We start from the raw sequence: 19014 nt of genomic DNA, 5'->3' as shown, positions 1-19014 counted from the left end.
AAAACTTCTTCATTTTCCCTAATTTCTGAATCTTCATATACAACAGTAGCAACTACACATTTTTTAGCTATTTCTATTTCTAATTCTAGATATCCTAAATTAAAAGCAAAGTTGATAATCTTCTTAAAAATTTCTTTGTTATCGTAATAGCCACTTGAATAATCACAATAATATTGTGCAGATGTAGTTCTATCTAAGCCAGAATAAAAATTAATTATTTTAGGTATAAAGACAGATATTTCTTGTTTTGGTAATTTTTGTATTATATCTTTGGCGTTAATTTGAATTAAACAGTCTATAATCCAACATTTATAATTTTGAATTCTACAATAATTACTATAATTATCTTTAGCATATTTTTCTACAGGAAGTGATCCATATAAATTCAACAGTTTAAATGATATTTTTGCACCAACTTCTGCTATAAATGTTGTAGGAAATCTAAAAGCTATTGTAGAAATATTATTAAAAATAAAATTTTTAGAAAAATAATTAAAATTACACATTTGTGTACTTGAGGAATCAAATAAGAAAACAGAAATATTATAATTAATATTCTGAACTTCTCCAAAATACGCAATCCAATAATAAAATGAAGTAGTTCCTAAATTAAAATTTTGTTCTCTGGATTTTTGTTCTAATTGCTGAACTATTCTTTTTTCTAGTTCTTGACACAATACTTCTGGCTTCTCTTGCATTACTTGTGAAACTATTAAAAAACTAAAGCCAATTTGAGAAATGGCTTTTGTAGCTGACCAACGAATTAAATCGCTAGAACCAAATTTAGAAAATTGACCCAGTATATCTAGTAAATCTCGACTATTTTGTAATTGAGTCTTGACTTTAATATCGCTTATTTTACCAAATGCTTGAATAGTTAATGCTAAAATAGGTTCAAGTTTTATTCCTTTCAGTATTTCCCAAAAAGCTGAAATAGGAGGGTCGGAGCGCATAGCTAAACCTTCAAATAAATCTAATTGCTCTCCAGGATATTTACAAGAATTAAAAGCATCTAAAATTTCAGCAGGAGTATTGATGTGAGAATAGTACATGATCTTGTTTGTTATAAAATAGCTTAATAAGTAGTCGTGCAAAATAAATTTTATATTTGGGAGAGGAAACAGGGAACAGGGAACAGGGAACAGGGAACAGGGAACAGGGAAGAACTACAGAGATTTTTGTTTGTTCCAAAAATGTTAAATTAATTTTGCTCAGGTACTTAATTATAAACATTGTTTGCCAGTTAAAAATTGCCCAAATGTTTATAAGTCTCATTTGAAATTTTACTGTATTGTATGAATAATTACCAATAGATAGAAAGAAAAATACTATGAAAACACAGAAGTATTGAATCCTGCAACAAAACTTTACAATCCTTGCCTTTTACACAAGTAAAATCCCTTGTTGATTGAAAATATAGTCATTAACTCCTCAAGTTTGGTATCACTAATGCCACTTATCGAGAATATTTTAGTCCATTAGTATGACTTTGGAAAAATCAATCAACCGATAAATAGAGATTTATTGGCTGATAGCTTAAGACGGTATTTTGTCAATAAAATTTAGATGCGTTTTCCATGATAAACTCCTTAATTACCCCTCACCAATGACATCAATCACAGCCTTTAACAAAGTGCGATCGTGAAAACTACTTTTAGTTAGATAATAGTTTGCTCCTGCTTCTAAACCTTGAATGCGGTCTTCTTCCCGGTCTTTGTAGGAAACAATAATCACAGGTAACTGCTTCAATTTAGTATTAGCTCTAATTTGAGTAGTCAGTTCAAAACCATTCATTCTCGGCATATCAATATCTGTCACCACCAAATCATAATCACCGCTGCGAACTGCATTCCATCCATCCATACCATTAACTGCCACATCTACTTTATAACCATTATTTTCTAACAATTTGCGCTCCATTTCTCGCACAGTAATAGAATCATCAACAACTAAAACTCGTTTATAGGTTTTGGTGACAGCTTGATGGGTGGATTGATTTACCTGACTTAGTTGCCCACTAGAGAGAATTTTAGTAATAGAACGGACTAAATCTTCCACATCAACAATTAAAACCGGAGAACCATCATCCATTAAAGCAGCGGCGCTAATATTAGGAACTTTACCGAGTCGGGGATCTAGTGGTCTGACGACTAAACTGCACTCACCGAGAAAGCGATCTACCACTAAGCCATAATGGTTGATGTGATTGCTACGAGAATTGCGTTCTGCACCATCACTGATGACCACCACTGGCAGACTTTCTTGATTAATATTTGGTGCTGCTAAATTTAGGACTTGATGGGCGGAGATTAAGCCTACAGGTTGATCATTAAGCATGAAAAATGGTTGATTTTCACAGATAATAATTTCCGATCTAGGAAGCATGATCACCCGATCAATCCGTGCCAAACCAAAGGCATAGGATTCATGAGATATTTCTACTAATAGGGTTCGTAGTACCGAGAGAGTGAGGGGCAACTGGAGGTACAAAGTCATTCCTTGTCCTGGCTGGGAAACAGCCCGTAGCGTCCCACCAACTTCTTTAACTGTGCTATGAACTATATCCAATCCTACACCTCTACCAGAAATCTCGGTGATTGTATTGGCTGTGGAAAAACCAGGCAAAAATAAGAAATCCATTAACTCCGTTTCGGTGAGTTGAGCAGCAATTTCAGGATTGGTATGATTTTTTCTGATCACCTCTTGACGCAAAACTTCCATATTGATGCCTCTACCGTCGTCAGAGACGCTAATTAATAGCATTCCGGCTCTATGGATGACTTCAATGCGAATAGTACCTGCTTCTGGTTTACCCATGGACAGCCGCTCTTGGGGTGATTCAATGCCATGATCTATGGCGTTGCGGAGGATATGGATTAAGGGAGTTTCTAGCCGTTCGAGAATATCTCTGTCTACTAAGGTAGATTTGCCGATAATTTCCAACTTGACTTGTTTACCTAAGTCCCTAGATAAGTCTCTGACTAGACGGGGGAAACTTTGTCCTCTGTCTACAAAAGGACTCATGTGGGTGGCAATAACTTGACGATAGAGACGGTCGGAAAGGTTGGAGAAACGTTGGCAAAATAGTTCTAATTCATTATGGCGATCGCTCAATAATTGATGACATTCCCCGGTGGTTTGCCGCGATATACTAATCTGCTCCTCTATTTGTCTATCTCCATAACGTTTAGCCTCGACTGCATCCTGTCCATCTATATTCCCCAACGACTGCTGTAGTCCATCTAATAGGCTGGATAATTTCACCTGATTAGCTTTAAGTTTTAATAATGAGTCAGCAAATGTTTCTAACCACTTGGCTTCAACTAAGGATTCTCCAGCCAATCCCATTAAGCGATTAAGGTTATCTGCACTCACCCGCACTACTCGATTTTGGATGGTGTCTGGGGATTGGGAATTGGGGATTGGGAATTGGTAATTGGTAATTGGTAATTGGGAAAAATCACCTTCCCCACTCCCCTGCTCCCTGCTTCCCTGCTCCCTACTCCCCTGCTCCTCTGCTCCTCTGCTCCCCTGTTCCCCTGCTCCTCTGCTCCCCTGCTCCCCTGCTCCTCTGCTCCCCTGCTCCCCTGCTCCTCTGCTCCCCTGTTCCCCTGCTCCTCTGCTCCCCTGCTCCTCTGCTCCCCTGTTCCCCTGTTCCCCTGCTTCCTGCACAATTGGCGGTAAGAGGATATTACTTATAGCACTCACTAAAACTTGTATATTCCCATCATCAATTTCCGGTGCTGTATTCCCCACACAAAATTCCGCCAGATGCAAGAGCATATCTACGGCTTGCAGTAATACATCAATATGAGAAGCCGTTAAAATCAGTTTGCCTGATTGAGCCGCAACAAAACAGTCCTCCATGCGATGAGCAAGGGAGACAACTGGATCTAACTGCACAATCCTTGCTGCACCCTTAATAGAGTGGGCTGCCCTCATTAAGGCTTCTAGTTCTTCTGAGGGATGGGCTTTGGTTTCCAGTGCTAACAGGCAATTATTTAACACTTCTCCCTGGGCTTTTACTTCCATACTGAATAAGTCCAGCAAGGAAAGGTTACGGAAATCTGGCTCTTGAGTCATGACAACACCTTCCTCCGTAAAGACATGAATAATAATTCATCATCTACATAACTCAGACTGCGTGATTGCCAGTGAAAGAAGCCTTTTATATAGGTGTGGGCGGCTGATGTACCACTATTTGGGGCATCTCTTAATTCACTATCATCAAATTTATGTAATCCGTAGAATTCATCTACTGCAAATACCCAACTATTCCCGGCTTTTTCAATTACTATCATGCGGGAATAGACTAAAGGACTTAATGATTCAGGTGTGGTTTCCGCAGTTTCTAAATGTAATAGATGACTTAAAGAAATACATAATTGTAGTTCTCCTCGGATATTTACTAACCCTTTTAAAATTTCATTACTGCGATGAGGGATAGTGTGAATTAAACTAGGTGATATAGTTTCTTTTAAAACTTGAGCCGGCAGCGCTAACCATTCTCTTTGCAACCGAAAAATAGCCACTGTTAACGCTTTCGTGGAAGTTAAAATATCCGACTTGACGGGAACAAGTTCCAACTCATTATCTGCTTTTACTGTTGTCTCGGCAAAGAACTGAGTCCATTCAGATTGATAGTTTTCTGGGAGAGAACGTTCTAATAAGTTGCGTCCAGCCGAAGAGTAAACGGGACAATTGCGACAGTGAATAAAATGGGATAATTCCGAGCAAGTGCGATCGCCTACAATCCCAATTGTATTCCAACATCTTTCTATTTTTGATAGTTCAGTGATGGAATTCATAATTAATTATCTCCCAAAAATCTATTACTCTTCTCCATATATGGCTCTGTTACATCATTAACTTGAAAACGACTCATTTCTTGACGTAACCCTTGAGCAACTTGATTAAGTTGAGAAATAGCCTGATTAATTTCTCGCAAAGAAGCCGCAGTTTGCACAGAATTACTACTTAATTGGGACATAGCATCGCTAATTTGTGATGCTCCCTGAGACTGTGCTTCCATTCCTTGACTCACTGCTTCATATCTTGGTGTCAACTCTTGAACTTGATCAATAATTGCTCCTAATTGTGTACTGATATTCCCCACATCTTCTACACTTCTTCCCACTTCTGCTGCAAATTTATCCATTTCCATTACTCCTGTAGAAACGGATGATTGCATTTGTTTTACCATTTGTTCAATATCTATGGTTGCTACTGCTGTTTGATCTGCTAATCTTCTAATTTCTCTGGCTACTACCGCAAAACCTAAACCATATTCTCCCGCTTTTTCTGCTTCTATGGCTGCATTTAATGATAGTAGATTAGTTTGATCTGCTACTTTGGTAATTGTCACTACTATATTATTAATATTATTGGCTTTTTCACTAATTACTCCCAATCTTCCCGCAATCGAATTAGTTGCTGCTACTAATTGTCTCATCGTCGTTTCCATCTGCAATAAGTCTTTTTGACTATCACTTGCTGCTACTGTTGTTCCTTGGGATAGGGATGCTACTTCTTCTACTGTTTTCACTAATTCTCTTGATGTTGCTGATATTTCTTTTGCTGCTACTGTGACTTGATTTGTTGATGCTAATTGTTCGGTTATACTTGTTTCTAGTTGTTTTCCTGATGCTGCTATTTGGGTGGCTGATGAGGTAACTTGGATGCCTGATTGTTGAATTTGTCTAATTAGGTTACTTAAGTTATTTGTCATGTATTGAAAAGAGAACATTAGCTTGATTATTTCATTTTTATTACTAGGATCAACTGTAATTTTTGTACTTAAATTACCTGCGGAAATCTCCTCTGCCAATGTCACAAGCCGAATAACCTGATTGGCAATTTGACGAGAAATTATCATTCCTAAAAGAATAGCTATAATTAAACAAGACAAAATACCAGTTGCCATAAAAAATATCGCTGCAATAACATCTTTTTCCGATTCCTGACGAATAAGTGTTGCATATTCTTGATTGAAGCTTAAAAGAGCAAAAATTTCTTCGTCACCTTTCCTAAAAGCGATATCTCCTTCTTTCAAGCTGTATTGATTTAACCTTTTATGTGCTTCTATTGCTTTTTTTACAGATGCCATTTCTGGAGAATTAGCTTTTCCCTGATTCATCAATTCCAGTGCAGTTTCCCAAGGATTCTTGAAACCTAGACGATTATATTCTGCTTCCCACTGCATGAATAGCTGATGAGACTTTTGCCAATTATCCCATTCGTTACGAAATTTTATATACAATTCTTCTTCATTATTATGTTTGGGAGTAGATTCATATTGTTTCAATCCTTCATCAATTCGATTCCAAGTTTTATTAATTTCTGCTAATGTAGCTTGTCTTTTTTCTCCAGTTATATATGGGTTCAATAGTGTTCTTTCTAAGCCATCAATTCGGCTCTGAGCTTCATGTATTTTTCCTATACCATCCAGACTAGGTATATTATCATTCGTAAGGGTGTTGATGTGGTTCGATAATTTATAAATTCCAATCCACCCCACCGCACCAACAAATAAAACTAGAATTGCTATTGATGAAAATGCGGACATTAATCGTATTTTTAGGCTTGTATTTTTAAACATAGTATGAAAATATTGATGATTCCTTTAATAATAATTGATACATATTTGAAAATACAGAACACCAATTATAAATTATTATTAAGTCTCTGAATTCGCTGCCAAAGCAAATTAGCATTAATAATATCTCCTTGATTTTCCTTGAGTAAAGCTAAGTGAGTTAAGGCTTCTTTATGAGTGGGTTGGAGATAAATTGCTTTTTGGAAGGATTGTAAGGAGTCTTCGTTTTTTCCCATTGCTTGCTGTAGTTGTCCAAGTAGCACATAACCTTCTACACTAACCCTATTTTGTTTAATATAGTTGTTACATAGTTCAATGGCTTCTGTTAAATGACCTTGATCTGCTAACTTTCTAGAAGTTGTTAATAAATCATTTTTAGTGTTTTCAGATAGATGATTATTATGAATAGCAATAAGTTGGGTTTGCAGTTTTGTTTTTGGCTGGTAATTTCTATTTATTATTCTTTTTTGTCCATTGGGTGAAGAATTTTTTTTATTATTTTGCCGATCATGAAAATTAATTGGTGATTTAGTAACAGTTGATTTACGATAAGCAAATGCCAAAGCATGGCGGATAGATGCAAATCTCGAATTAACTAATAAACCAGCTTCTGCGTGTCCCACAAATAACAAACCTTCGGGATTTAACAACCTTTCAAAAAGCTTAACTGTCTGTTCTTTAGTGACAATATCAAAGTATATTAAGAGATTACGACAAAAAACAATATCATACGCTGGTGTTCCCATTAAAAAATCTGTTTTTGCTAGATTACCATGTAGAAAATGCACTTGATTTTTAACTTTTTCACTCAGATGGTATCCTATTTCCTGATGTTGGAAATATCGTTCTTGAAAAGAAAGAGGATTCCCACGAAATGAATAGGGATAATAAATAGCTGTTTGGGCAGTTAGTAGAGATTTTTTGCTAATATCAATTGCATCTATGTGAAAATCTGTTGGCTTTAAGCCTGCTTCTAAAAGAGCGATCGCTATTGAATAAGGTTCTTCACCAGTGGAACAGGGTACACTCAAAACCCGCAACACAGTATTTTTGTGATTTGTTAACCATTCAGATATTACATATTGCTGTAAATATTTAAAAGATTCACGTTCCCGAAAAAACCACGTTTCTGGAATAATTAAACTATCAATTAGTGCATCCCATTCTTGGGGAGATTCCTGGATTTTTTCTAAATAACTATTGATATTTCTGATTCCACACTCGATCATCCGCTGTTCAAATGCGCGAGATATAGCATCAGAACCAATTGAATTTGGATCTAACCCAATTTTTTTTCTTAGTAAAGCTTCACCATCAGGATATATCATTTCTTATCATTAACAACCTCTTTTCAGACACTTTCTAAAAGATAGGCTTGTTGCACTTCGGATAACAAATATTCTACGTGCAGACACTGAATCATACCATGCTCATCTACAATCATTTTACCCAAGTAAGGAGGCTTATCTATCTGAATATCTACATCCACTAAATCCACATCGGATTTTTGTAAAGTTTCTATGACTCTTTCGGCCATCAAACCCATAATTTGGGGTAAATTTTCATGTGTGGTATCTCTTCCCCAATGATTAACTAAAATAATGCGCGTACTTAAGTGTTCACAGCACCTTTTACCACTCATTAACTGACTCAGATCAATTACGGGAATAATCCGCCCTCGGTAATTAAAAACACCAGCAAAATACTCAGGTGTATGGGGAAGGGTTGTCAGACTCACAAGGGGTATAACTTCTACAACCTGCTGACTAGCTATAGCATAGCGTTCATTATTAATTTGGAACAGTAGCATTAACATTAATCCATCTTACCCCCCGCAGCAAATATTGATACTTCTAAAATAAACTGTAATATTTCTAGTGAACATTGTAGGTTATTTTTACTCTCGCTGAGGTATCAATCTTGGAAGATGGTGAATTTTAGCACATTACCCTGGATGCTGAAAATTTACATATTCATAACTTTGTGTCATTATACCAACACAAATATGCTGGGCATTACAATAACTTATTGCTATCAATGGATGAATTAATATCAAAATCAATTAGAAAAACGTTGTAATAATGTAGAAAATTTTCCTGATCAAATTCAAAAGATTTGTTATAACCTAAAGAACCTAATAGAACTACTGGGTCTTTTAATAACGTAGCTGATGTTTGTACATTAATCCCTAAAGGATAGGATACCCCTACTGATAAGTAGTAGTGCAAAATAAATTGAACATTTTAAAAATCCCTAAACCAATCAATTTTGTAGGGGCAAACCCCCTGTGGTTGCCCCAAATACCGGGGTAGCAGCACGCAGCTGTTATTTCAGAAATCCGGGCAAACCCCCTGTGGTTGCCCCAAATACCGGGGTAGGCACAGGGGCGCTCAATGCCAACAGAAATCAAATATTAGTCCTATGTTTGAATAGAATAATTATGTTTTTGTATTTATCTAAAATCCTACCTCTATTTTTTTACCCTTTAGGATTGGCAAGTGTTAGTTTAATAGTGGCTTTGGTGACTTTGCGGAAACGTCCCCGAATTGCGACTATAGCTATTTCTATATCTTTAGCTGTTTTACTGCTTTCTAGTAATGCTTGGGTGGCAAAATACATGGTACGCAGCCTAGAATGGCAAAATATCCCAACTGCCCAAATCCCTAATGCAGAGGCTATTGTAGTCTTAGGGGGTGCAACTAAATCAGCAATTTGGCCACGTCCAACTGTGGATTTAAGTGAACCAGGCGATCGCGTAATTTATGCCGCTCAACTGTATTTTCAAAAAAAAGCCCCTATAATTATCCTTAGTGGTGGCCGGATTGATTGGCGTGGTAGTGGTTCTCCAGAGTCAGCAGATATGGCAACTATTCTCACATCTATTGGTGTTCCTGCTGAGGCACTTATCCAAGAACCTGATTCTCTAAATACTTATGAAAATGCTGTTAATGTCCGGAAAATTCTCGAAGAACGTCAGATTAAAAAAGTATTATTAATTACTTCTGCAATGCACACACCGCGATCGCTTAAAATTTTCCAACGTCAAGGTATTGATGTCATTCCCACACCCACTGATTTTATCGTCAGTCAAGCTGATCTTCAAGAACTTGTCAGCAGTCCGAAAGCCGCTATACTAAATTTATTACCTGATACTAATAACTTGAACCAGTTTACCAGTGCGTTAAAAGAATATCTTGGTTATTTTGTTTATGCCTTGCGCGGTTGGTTGTAACAGAAAAATCTTGTATATCACAATTTTTGTTGATGATTAATGTAGGAACGAAGAACATTATTCATCATTGATTGATAACCTTTTCCTTGTTGTTGAAACCATTCTAAGACATCACTATCTAAACGAATAGAAATAGCTTTTTTAGTAATAGGTTTAACCATTTTTGCTGTTTCCCAAAATTGCTCATCTAATTCAGGAATATCTGATGTATCAATAGCAGCGTCGGGGATATTTTGAATTTCTTTAAGTCGCTTGGGTGATATACTCATAATATTGTCTCCTTTCTTTAGGTGTAGCTTTTCTGGCAGAAATTAGACGAACTTTGCTGTTTCTATCAGTATGAACAACAGTGACAACCACAACTCCTTGTATTGTACCAATGCTAATTTCTCGAATTTCTTCATTATAGAATCGTTCATCAATCGAGGTAAAAACAATTCCATAAAATATCTCTTTAGCTTCTTCAAAGCTGATACCGTGTTTTTGCTGATTTTGCCTGTTTTTATTTTCGTCCCATTCAAATTCCATGAAATTTACAATACATTTTGTATATACAATTAAGATAGCATAAAATTTAAGTTTACTTTTGGGTTTGACCTACTTACCAATCACCAATGACCTTATGAGTAAAGAATTACCATATATAGTCCCATCACCCCAACCTGAAGCGGAGGAAGTTTTTGGTGTTCATCAAACAGCCCAGGAATTTTACCAGGAAGTTAATACCCGTTCAGAATTTAAACAGCATTGTGAATGGTATCATACAACCGCAGCCCAAAACCGTCGAGATTTAGCGAAAATGCGCGGCGAACTTAATATTATGGCATGGTTTTGTCGCCGCTAATTGGTGATTTAGATTGTCTCTAGTTCAAAATCGCGTAAATGCGCTTTAAATTTTTTATTAAACTGAACTAAAAAAGGAAAGTTAGCACTTACAGGTCTATCATGCCACTGAGTGACAATAGCGGCTATTTCCCCTTCTGTACCTTTGATGTCAAAAGCCTGACCGCGATGTTCAGGATGATGATAAACTACTACTGATTCTTTAACACGCACGCGATCGCCTACTTTCATAATATCTTATGTATCTAACTTTTGTTCTTCCACAACCATCTGGCTATTTGTGACTGAATTTGCTTTTAAACTATAGATGGCTAGTGCAAAATCCAGCATGATTTAATGCCAAACCCAATTTTACAACACATCGAGCGATTATTCCTTTCCTGGACAGAATTCTCGCATCTTTTGGGGAAGTTGCCGACAGACTTGTTGGAAAGATTGGGGATATAATTGCCACCAAGCCAATAAACCGAGAGTGGTACTTCCCAGCAACAAAACTAATAATCCTGCAAATAGTCCTAAACTCTTACCTTTGGTTGGTTTTATAGGTGCGGGAGTGGGTGCTTCCGTGAGACTTAAATCCAGGAGGGCTTGGGAACTTTCCGCTAAATCTTCTTCCCACGGTGTAGCGATAATTAAGGCTTCGGCATCGGGAACAGCTAAAGGTTGGGGAGGGATAATTTCGGCTGGAGGTGCAGGGACAATTGCCATTGAAGAGGGTTCACTAACACGGCATAGAGTCAGCACTACAGATGTATTATCTTGTCCGTTCTTCTCATTGGCCAGCTTAATCAACTCCTGGGTAGCATCTTCCACTGATAAATCACCAGTTAGTACCGGAATTGCGTAATCTTGCCAAGATTGTTCGACTAAATTGCGATCGCTTAAACCATCGGAACATAACAACAAAATTCCATCTTCTTCTATAATAAACCTTTGAATAGAAAAGTTGAGAAATTCAGCTTCTTTTGTGCCTAGTGCTTGGGTAAGAGCATTTGCCCCTAGTTTTTGTAGTGCAGGACGATATAAACTCTTAGTTGCAGAAACTTCCCTTTTCACCATATCATCATCTACAGTCAGTAGTTGACAATAGTTACGAGTTATCCAATAAGCACGACTATCACCAATATGCGCTAAATAAAGTTCATGAGAATTTTCTGAATGTTCTCCAGAATATCTAACCACTCTTTGGGGTATCTGCAATGACATCACCAAAGTTGTGGCCATGCGTTCTTTACCCTGACGGTTTTGCTCATCATTGCGCGACCATACTACATTATTAACTACTCGCAAACAAGACTCTAGTTGTTGATATAATAAATCAGGCGTTAACAGTTCTGTTTGTTCTGCAATCTGAGCAAGTAAAGCCCGCATCTGTAACTTAAGAGACTGTAAAGCTAATTGACTAGCAACTTCACCACCTTCATGTCCACCAATACCATCACAAATAATTGATAAACGCGGTTGAACTTTATCATCTATATCTCTCGCATCGTTAGGATAACAAGCATCCTCATTGTGTTTAGTAATAGGTCCTGTATCGGTCGCCCCGGCTATAGTTAAAAATAAAGGTAAATCTGCGGCTGTTGTCAGTAATAATTCATTGAGTTGAGTATTAATGATTTCTAAATCAACTTCTGGTTGACACATTAACTCAACTATGCTTTGTAATTTTGGGGCAATGGTGGTTTTTGCAACTTTTACCCAAGGTTGCCAAGAATTACCTAAATCTTTTAAAGTCGGTTGTTCTGGAGTTTGATGCAATTCTAATAACCGAATACACCAACCTTGCACACATAAATTATCTGGCAAAAGTAAACTTTCGGCAACTCCCAATATTAACAAAGGTGTCCACAATTGGAGAATTTGCCATAACCAGTAAACCTGTCTGACTGGAGATGCTTGTTCCCAAGAGTCGGTAATAGTTGGGTAAATGCTGCCTGTTTCATCTATAGGGGCATTTTCCAGCAATAAAATATCAGCTTCTGCTTCTGCTAAAGAATTAGTAAATCCATAAGCTTGAGGAATATGCAAGTGTTCTGAATATAAACGCAAATAGGGAATTACTAGACTTGGTAATTCTGCGGGTATATCTGGTAATAGTGCCGGTTGGGTATCTAGCCAAATTTGCGGCTTGATTACCTCATATCTATCTGCTACCTTTGTCCCTGGAGGAATTTCTGCTGCTTGAGTACCAGTTGCCCACAGATAGCGGTAAATTAGGGGAGTTTGACAATAATCACAAATAGTATCTCCCACAGCATTAATTGGCTGATCACATTCTAAATTTGGACAATTAATGATCCGTTGGGTAGAAAGCATAATTAGGGTTTGTTAAAAAAGTTTTGGGTAAGAAATCCGGGGTAGGGGCGGGGTTTCCCCGCCCTTATAGAAGTCAGAAGGTAGGGGCGGAGTTTCCCCGCCCTTATAGAAGTCAGAAGGTAGGGGCGGAGTTTCCCCGCCCTTATAGAAATCCGGGGTAGGGGCGGGGTTTCCCCGCCCTTATAGAAGTCAGGAGAAATAAAGAAAGAATAATAAAATTTAACCATTCAAGATGGGAAAACTATAAGACAATATTTACGTAAATAGGGTTAGTACCAATTTAATGTAAAATTACCCCAACTAAATATCGTAGAGTAGAGACGTTCCATAGAACATTCTTTACAAAGTTCGTGAATAAAGCTGTCAAGATTGTATGTCATGGGGATTATTTTTTCTGTAAATATCCGGTATCTGAGTGTATCTAAGTAAATCTATTGTCTAGGATGGCATTATGCCAAGTTCTACTTTAATTTGGCTATTAGCGGGATCGGTTCTGTGTTTAATGGAACTTTTGTTACCAACAGCTTTCGTAGAATTCATGCTGGGAATTAGTGCCTTTGTTGTGGCGCTACTATCTTACTTGGGTTTAGGGAATTTATGGTTGCAAGTTCTAATTTGGCTGTCACTTGCGATTGTGCTAGTTGTTTTTTCCCGCAGACTTTTACAACCACAACGACGCAAGTCGAAAATTATTGATGCAGTGATAGGAGAAACTTTAACAGAAATTCCATTAGGACAAACAGGACGGGTACTATACGAGGGTAATTCTTGGCGGGCAAGATGTGATGATGATAACATCAGTGTACCACCGAATCAAAGAGTTTATGTGGTTGGAAGAGAAGGAACAACGTTGATTGTCATGCCGGAAAACGTATTGCATTCGTAGTTGTGAATTTACTCACTATTGAGGAGAGTTATCAAAATGTATCAATTTTTGTTATTACTAGGTTTTGCGTTTGGTGGTGGTACTGCTATATTCAAATCAGTAAAAGTGATTAATCAGGGTGATGAAGCTTTAGTACAGAGCTTGGGTCGTTATAAAGGAAAATTAGGTCCTGGCTTAAAATTTATTAATCCTTTTTTAGATAACATTGTTTACAAACAAACTATCAGAGAAAAGGTTTTAGATATTCCACCACAGCAATGTATTACTCGTGATAATGTTTCTATCAGTGTTGATGCGGTAGTTTATTGGCGCATTGTTGATTTAGAGAAAGCTTACTATAAAGTAGAAAATCTCCATGCGGCAATGGTGAATTTGGTATTGACACAAATTCGCTCAGAAATGGGACAATTGGAGTTAGATCAAACTTTTACTGCCCGCACTCAAATTAATGAAATATTGTTGAGAGAATTAGATATTTCTACTGATCCTTGGGGTGTGAAAGTTACAAGGGTAGAATTGAGAGATATCGTTCCTTCTAAGGCAGTGCAAGAATCTATGGAGATGCAAATGACTGCGGAGAGGCGGAAACGGGCATTAATTTTAACATCGGAAGGCGATCGCGAATCGGCCGTTAATAGTGCTAGAGGTAAGGCTGAAGCTCAAATTTTGGACTCTGAAGCCCGACAAAAAACGGTAATTATGCAGGCAGAAGCTGAACAAAAAGCGATTGTCTTAAAGGCGCAAGCAGAACGGCAACAACAGGTTTTAAAGGCGCAAGCGATCGCGGAATCAGCAGAAATTCTTGCTCAAAAAATGAAGACTAATCCTGATGCTCAAAAAGCAGTTGATGTGTTGTTAGCTTTGAGTTATCTGGATATGGGAGCAACTATTGGTAAAAGTGATAGTAGTAAGGTCATGTTTATGGACCCTCGTACTATTCCTGCCACTTTAGAAGGTATTCGTTCTATTGTCTCCGATGGTGAGGGCGATTCCCAACCTCTATTTCCCAGAAGTTAGAGAATTTTCTCCTTTCTTTCTGACTGTTGTACGGGCGTATCCCTGACGGGACTGGAAGCATTAGCATTCGGTGTAAGGGCGAAGCATTCGGAAAATAAACTTGGGAAAAAACCGATAATTTATCGCCCGAATGCTTCGCCCCTAAGAATCCTGCGTTTACCCTGAAGCCTTAGCTTGACATTGGTTGCACAAGCCGAAAAACTCTAGGGTGTGATAAAAAACTTTAAATTGATGGGTGGTTTGTAATTGGATTTCTAGATCATGAACAGGACATTGATGAATAGGTATAGAAATACCGCATTGTAAGCACGTTAGGTGATGTTTATCTTGCTTGACTAGGGTATATAAGGCTTCACCATTTGCCAAAGTTCGCACCTGCACTAAACCTTCTAGTTTGAGGGCTTCTAAAGAACGGTAAACTGTTGCTAAACCCATACTTTGATTGCCGTTACGTAGTTCTATATACATATCCTGGGCGGAAATGCCTTGTTTAATATGGTTTAAGAGTTCTAAAATCCGCTCTTGACTGCGGGTACGTATGGATTTCATAAATATTGGTAAAGTTTGTATATGTGGTACTAATGTTGTCAGGATAATTCATAAATTACCCCCAGATTGCGTAAATCCTAATTATATTTTCACTCAGTTGGAGCATAAAAGTTATAGGATAGCGATCGCAGCTTTCAGCAACAGCCTAATGCAAAGGAAATATTTAGCTAAAATTTTCGTAACGCTTCGTCCTTCAGTCTTGGACCCTGCTGGTGTGGCTGTAAAATCTGGCCTCCAACAAATGGGATACGAGAATGTGGAACAGGTGAGAATTGGTAAGTACATTGAGTTAATCATTGTCGCACCTGATGAACCCAAAGCACTCAGAGACTTGAATCAAATATGTGACCAAATGTTAGCCAATCCGGTAATCGAAAATTATCGCTTTGATTTGATTGAGGTAGAATCACAAACTGGATCATTTTAACATTAGGTGATTGGTGATGGGTGATTGGTGATTGGTGATTGGTGATTGGTGATTGCCTTTTACCTCTCCTGTTCCCCAACAACTGACAACGGACGACTGACAACTGACAACTGACAACGGACGACTGACGACTGACAACGGACAATTGACAAACAATGAAATTCGGTATTTTAGTTTTTCCAGGGTCTAATTGCGATCGCGATGTTGCTTATGTAACTAGAGACTTGCTAGGACAACCAACACGGATGATTTGGCATCAAGATACTGATATTAGTGATATTGATGTGGTAATTGTCCCTGGTGGCTTTAGTTACGGGGATTATTTGCGTTGTGGGGCGATCGCTCGCTTCTCTCCTGTGATGCAGCAAGTGATTGACCATGCACAAAATGGTAAATTTGTCCTCGGTATTTGCAACGGGTTTCAGGTATTAACTGAGGCTGGTTTATTACCTGGGGCATTGGCTAGAAATCAAGATTTGCACTTTATATGCGATCGCTCTCCCTTGAAAGTTGAGCGCAATAATTTACCTTGGACTCAAGGTTATGCTGAAGGGGAAGTTATCACTTTACCCATTGCTCACGGAGAGGGGCGATTCTACAGTGACGAATCCACTTTAGCAGAAATCGAAGCTAACGGACAAGTTCTATTTCGTTATCAAGAAAATCCCAACGGTTCACTCAACAACATTGCGGGGATTTGTAATCGTCAAGGCAATGTTTTGGGCATGATGCCACATCCAGAAAGAGCAGCAGATAAAGCGTTAGGTAATAGCGATGGTTTGCGCTTGTTTCAGGGTTTGTTGGGGAAGGTAGCGGCTTTGGTATAGTAACCCAAGTTGCTATATCTAGGTAAGTAGGTAGGTGGGAAAACTTATAACTATGTCATTGCGAGTGGAACGGAGTGGAACGCAGCAATCCCAAGAGTTTTGGGTAATTTACAGTTCGTTACATAGTTGGGTTGATTAGCATCTACCTACTTAATTGGTAATTGGTAATAAAAATCCAGTTGTCATCCTGTACATCCTTAAATCCTGGACATTATCTCGACTTCGCTCGATAACCACCTGATTCTGACAATTTCTGTTTTCATCCTGTACATCCTTAAATCCTGGACATCCTGATTCTGACAATTTCTGTTCTCATCCTGTACATCCTTAAATCCTGGACATTATCTCGACTTCGCGGTAGTTGAGCGTAGTCGAAACTCGATAACCACCTGATTCTGACAATTTCTCTAACTCGCAACTTATGTTAATACATTCCCGGCTTCTGAGCGGAGTCGGGTATTTTTATTCTGATTTTATCTTGACTTGTCAAGACGCAAAGCTTTATAATTAATTACTTGTAAATTTTAAAACCATTATTAAGGGTGCAAATGAATAAAATAACAATAAATCCAGACTTAGCCAATGTGGATTATACTGATTTATTAACCAAAATCTTATTAATTCTCAAACAAAAGCAAATATTTAACATTTCTAAAGACAATCAAAGGATACTAATTAATATTAATGAAATAGTCAATGAAGTTATTAAATTAAATCCATATAATCCTTTAGGAAACGAAAGATCGGTGCGTGCTGCTACCCTGAATTTTAGTTCTGGTTCTCAAGATTCATTTATTCAACAAATCAAAGAAATTACTACTTGTCTTCAGCAAGATTTAGCAACAGCTATTCAGAAAAATCCAGAAAATCAATCAATAGATAAAGTTGCATTTATTAAAAAATTCATGCCAGATTTGCAGACATTTAAAGGAGAAATTCTAAAAGATGAAAAAACTAAAACACCTATTTTAGATTTTACCTATCCCTTTCAAAATGCGAAAAACCTACAAAAGCAAAGATTAACAGTTAATAAAATCGAAAATAGTCAACAGAAACAACTACTAAAAGCACATAAAGTCAAAATTTCTGTAGATAAACCCCGTGATTTCCAAACAACCTTATTAACCGGAATTCATAACTGTTTTAATATAAAATTTGCTGATGTGACTTCTCAAGATAGAGAGGATTTAGAGGATATTATTGATAATTTAGCCAAAAATACTAACTCTGATATTTATATCTTACAAAATCTAGTTAACCAAGAAACATTAGGGAAAATCAAAAAATTAGCCAAGATTAAATATTTGGAATTTCTCCTAGATAACATTGACGAAAATGTTCAAGGTAGAATATATTTAGAAGACTTAATCAGAAGATTGAAATTATTAGAAAATTATATTAACGATAGTAATAAAGCAGATGGAGATTATCAAGTTAACTATGGGGGAATATCAATTAATTATCAAACTATATTTTCCCGCAGTGATGCTTATGATATGTTACCAATTATTCCCAACATCGAAGGTTATTTAGGAGAAACCGAAGATCCAAATCGAGAAAAAATAGAATTTACCTTTGGGTTAAAATTGAAATTTGATGGAAAAGTACAAGCTTATGGAGGTAAAACAGTTTTTGATTATCATCTCAATCTTTTAGATCCTGATAGTAAAGAACATCAAGCCCAAATTGCAAATGATTCCAAAAACTTCACCTTTGTGAATAAAATCTTGAAAATTGCATTTTTATATTATTTCATATTTGCATCTCGTCAAAATCCTCAAGCAGAAAATTATCATCCCCAAAGTGAGTTAGAATACAATCCTATTGAAAAATTTGAAAAAGATGTACTACCAATATTAAGAGGTAGTGATGATGAAGCGAAAAGGAAACTATTTAGAAGTTGGATAGGGGGTTTTAGTAAATTAAACGTGAGAGAAAAAATCAAAACCCTCAAAACAGTTTTAATAAATTTGATTAAACGTGAAACTCCATTTCCTAGTAGACACTATCCTGTACATATTTCCGTCAAAAACAGTATTTTAGAAAATGACATTGATACTATTAACGAAAGAGAAACAATATTTCAAGATGCGTTGCGAAGAAACTTTAAAGACTGTTTGAAATATATCAACTTAGGAAACGCAACCACACAGAAAAACTTACTTATCACTCTTCCCGCAAACATAAGTATTAGTGAAATTCATTTTTTAGAAACAGAAGATAAAGAAACATTTGATATGGAATATGATATTCCCCAAGGTATTGGAGTTTTACCAGTCATATTTTTAGCAATGGAAGATAAAAGATGTAGTGAATTTT

Annotated in this window: 17 protein-coding genes and 1 pseudogene; 7 read left to right on the top strand and 11 right to left on the bottom strand. The window is 37.1% G+C overall.

Going from position 1 to position 19014, the window contains the following annotated elements:
- From FJR04_RS22910 to FJR04_RS22885, 6 genes are all read right to left on the bottom strand, one after another.
- A partial coding sequence (locus tag FJR04_RS22910) for a hypothetical protein (RefSeq protein ID WP_168499163.1) occupies positions 1 to 1052 on the bottom strand: 1052 nt, incomplete at its 3' end.
- Positions 1053 to 1593: 541 nt separating this feature from the next.
- Entirely contained in the window at positions 1594 to 4083 is a 2490-nt protein-coding gene (locus tag FJR04_RS22905) for a hybrid sensor histidine kinase/response regulator (protein WP_168499162.1), read from the bottom strand.
- Entirely contained in the window at positions 4080 to 4808 is a 729-nt protein-coding gene (locus FJR04_RS22900; protein ID WP_168499160.1) for a chemotaxis protein CheW, read from the bottom strand. The genes FJR04_RS22905 and FJR04_RS22900 overlap by 4 nt, the downstream gene beginning before the upstream one ends.
- A 2-nt stretch (positions 4809 to 4810) precedes the next feature.
- Positions 4811 to 6598: a methyl-accepting chemotaxis protein gene (locus FJR04_RS22895; protein ID WP_168499158.1), complete on the bottom strand. Its 1788-nt coding sequence runs from the start codon at positions 6596 to 6598 to the stop codon at positions 4811 to 4813.
- Between the two features lie 65 nt (positions 6599 to 6663).
- Positions 6664 to 7923: a protein-glutamate O-methyltransferase CheR gene (locus FJR04_RS22890; protein WP_168499156.1), complete on the bottom strand. Its 1260-nt coding sequence runs from the start codon at positions 7921 to 7923 to the stop codon at positions 6664 to 6666.
- A 23-nt stretch (positions 7924 to 7946) separates the two neighbouring features.
- Entirely contained in the window at positions 7947 to 8405 is a 459-nt protein-coding gene (locus FJR04_RS22885) for a chemotaxis protein CheW (RefSeq protein ID WP_254445354.1), read from the bottom strand.
- A gap of 630 nt (positions 8406 to 9035) precedes the next feature.
- On the opposite strand from FJR04_RS22885, the gene FJR04_RS22880 reads away from it, so the two are divergent.
- Entirely contained in the window at positions 9036 to 9827 is a 792-nt protein-coding gene (locus FJR04_RS22880; RefSeq protein ID WP_168499152.1) for a YdcF family protein, read from the top strand.
- Between the two features lie 17 nt (positions 9828 to 9844).
- On the opposite strand, the gene FJR04_RS22875 is transcribed toward FJR04_RS22880, so the two are convergent.
- Positions 9845 to 10096 (bottom strand): BrnA antitoxin family protein, encoded by a 252-nt coding sequence (locus tag FJR04_RS22875; protein WP_168499150.1) that lies wholly within the window; start codon positions 10094 to 10096, stop codon positions 9845 to 9847.
- Complete coding sequence (locus FJR04_RS22870) at positions 10071 to 10355, bottom strand: BrnT family toxin (RefSeq protein WP_168499148.1); 285 nt, start codon at positions 10353 to 10355, stop codon at positions 10071 to 10073. The genes FJR04_RS22875 and FJR04_RS22870 overlap by 26 nt, the downstream gene beginning before the upstream one ends.
- Before the next feature lie 94 nt (positions 10356 to 10449).
- Here FJR04_RS22870 and FJR04_RS22865 point away from each other — a divergent pair, with 94 nt between their 5' ends.
- Positions 10450 to 10671, top strand: a complete 222-nt coding sequence (locus FJR04_RS22865; RefSeq protein WP_168499146.1) for a hypothetical protein — start codon at positions 10450 to 10452, stop codon at positions 10669 to 10671.
- 8 nt (positions 10672 to 10679) lie between these two features.
- Here FJR04_RS22865 and FJR04_RS22860 read toward each other — a convergent pair whose 3' ends face one another.
- The gene (locus FJR04_RS22860) at positions 10680 to 10901 is read right to left on the bottom strand and encodes a ferredoxin-thioredoxin reductase variable chain (protein ID WP_168499144.1); all 222 of its coding nucleotides are present in this window, start codon (positions 10899 to 10901) and stop codon (positions 10680 to 10682) included.
- A 138-nt stretch (positions 10902 to 11039) separates the two neighbouring features.
- Positions 11040 to 12989 (bottom strand): protein phosphatase 2C domain-containing protein, encoded by a 1950-nt coding sequence (locus tag FJR04_RS22855; RefSeq protein ID WP_168499143.1) that lies wholly within the window; start codon positions 12987 to 12989, stop codon positions 11040 to 11042.
- A gap of 451 nt (positions 12990 to 13440) precedes the next feature.
- Between FJR04_RS22855 and FJR04_RS22850 the strand changes: the two genes are divergently transcribed.
- On the top strand, positions 13441 to 13875 hold the full coding sequence (locus FJR04_RS22850; protein WP_168499141.1) for an NfeD family protein: 435 nt from the start codon (positions 13441 to 13443) through the stop codon (positions 13873 to 13875).
- A 36-nt stretch (positions 13876 to 13911) separates the two neighbouring features.
- Positions 13912 to 14892 carry an SPFH domain-containing protein gene (locus FJR04_RS22845; protein ID WP_168499139.1) on the top strand — a complete coding sequence of 327 codons (981 nt, stop codon included), beginning with the start codon at positions 13912 to 13914 and terminating at the stop codon, positions 14890 to 14892.
- A gap of 156 nt (positions 14893 to 15048) precedes the next feature.
- On the opposite strand, the gene FJR04_RS22840 is transcribed toward FJR04_RS22845, so the two are convergent.
- Positions 15049 to 15441, bottom strand: a complete 393-nt coding sequence (locus tag FJR04_RS22840) for a Fur family transcriptional regulator (RefSeq protein ID WP_168499137.1) — start codon at positions 15439 to 15441, stop codon at positions 15049 to 15051.
- Positions 15442 to 15589: 148 nt separating this feature from the next.
- Here FJR04_RS22840 and purS point away from each other — a divergent pair, with 148 nt between their 5' ends.
- The 3 genes and pseudogenes from purS to FJR04_RS22825 form a co-directional block, all read left to right on the top strand.
- A complete protein-coding gene (gene purS, locus FJR04_RS22835) occupies positions 15590 to 15868 on the top strand; it encodes a phosphoribosylformylglycinamidine synthase subunit PurS (protein ID WP_168499165.1) in 279 nt (92 codons plus the stop codon).
- 155 nt (positions 15869 to 16023) lie between these two features.
- Positions 16024 to 16695, top strand: coding sequence for a phosphoribosylformylglycinamidine synthase subunit PurQ (gene purQ / locus FJR04_RS22830; RefSeq protein WP_168499135.1), 672 nt, complete (start codon positions 16024 to 16026; stop codon positions 16693 to 16695).
- Positions 16696 to 17243: 548 nt separating this feature from the next.
- Positions 17244 to 19014: pseudogene (locus FJR04_RS22825) on the top strand (hypothetical protein); the annotation flags it as partial.

The sequence above is a fragment of the Anabaena sp. UHCC 0204 genome (genome assembly GCF_009711975.1).
GTDB lineage: Bacteria > Cyanobacteriota > Cyanobacteriia > Cyanobacteriales > Nostocaceae > Dolichospermum.
The sequence above is the reverse complement of the archived record's forward strand: the minus strand, read 5'-3'. Positions and strand labels throughout refer to the sequence as shown.

Coding starts and splice junctions, on each gene's coding strand:
- FJR04_RS22865 (WP_168499146.1), top strand. CDS start 10,450: ATGAGTAAAGAATTACCATATATAGTCCCATCACCCCAACCTGAAGCG.
- FJR04_RS22875 (WP_168499150.1), bottom strand. CDS start 10,096: ATGAGTATATCACCCAAGCGACTTAAAGAAATTCAAAATATCCCCGAC.
- FJR04_RS22870 (WP_168499148.1), bottom strand. CDS start 10,355: ATGGAATTTGAATGGGACGAAAATAAAAACAGGCAAAATCAGCAAAAA.
- purQ (WP_168499135.1), top strand. CDS start 16,024: ATGAAATTCGGTATTTTAGTTTTTCCAGGGTCTAATTGCGATCGCGAT.
- FJR04_RS22900 (WP_168499160.1), bottom strand. CDS start 4,808: ATGAATTCCATCACTGAACTATCAAAAATAGAAAGATGTTGGAATACA.
- FJR04_RS22890 (WP_168499156.1), bottom strand. CDS start 7,923: ATGATATATCCTGATGGTGAAGCTTTACTAAGAAAAAAAATTGGGTTA.
- FJR04_RS22905 (WP_168499162.1), bottom strand. CDS start 4,083: ATGACTCAAGAGCCAGATTTCCGTAACCTTTCCTTGCTGGACTTATTC.
- purS (WP_168499165.1), top strand. CDS start 15,590: ATGCAAAGGAAATATTTAGCTAAAATTTTCGTAACGCTTCGTCCTTCA.
- FJR04_RS22860 (WP_168499144.1), bottom strand. CDS start 10,901: ATGAAAGTAGGCGATCGCGTGCGTGTTAAAGAATCAGTAGTAGTTTAT.
- FJR04_RS22840 (WP_168499137.1), bottom strand. CDS start 15,441: ATGAAATCCATACGTACCCGCAGTCAAGAGCGGATTTTAGAACTCTTA.
- FJR04_RS22845 (WP_168499139.1), top strand. CDS start 13,912: ATGTATCAATTTTTGTTATTACTAGGTTTTGCGTTTGGTGGTGGTACT.
- FJR04_RS22880 (WP_168499152.1), top strand. CDS start 9,036: ATGTTTTTGTATTTATCTAAAATCCTACCTCTATTTTTTTACCCTTTA.
- FJR04_RS22895 (WP_168499158.1), bottom strand. CDS start 6,598: ATGTTTAAAAATACAAGCCTAAAAATACGATTAATGTCCGCATTTTCA.
- FJR04_RS22850 (WP_168499141.1), top strand. CDS start 13,441: ATGCCAAGTTCTACTTTAATTTGGCTATTAGCGGGATCGGTTCTGTGT.
- FJR04_RS22855 (WP_168499143.1), bottom strand. CDS start 12,989: ATGCTTTCTACCCAACGGATCATTAATTGTCCAAATTTAGAATGTGAT.
- FJR04_RS22885 (WP_254445354.1), bottom strand. CDS start 8,405: ATGCTACTGTTCCAAATTAATAATGAACGCTATGCTATAGCTAGTCAG.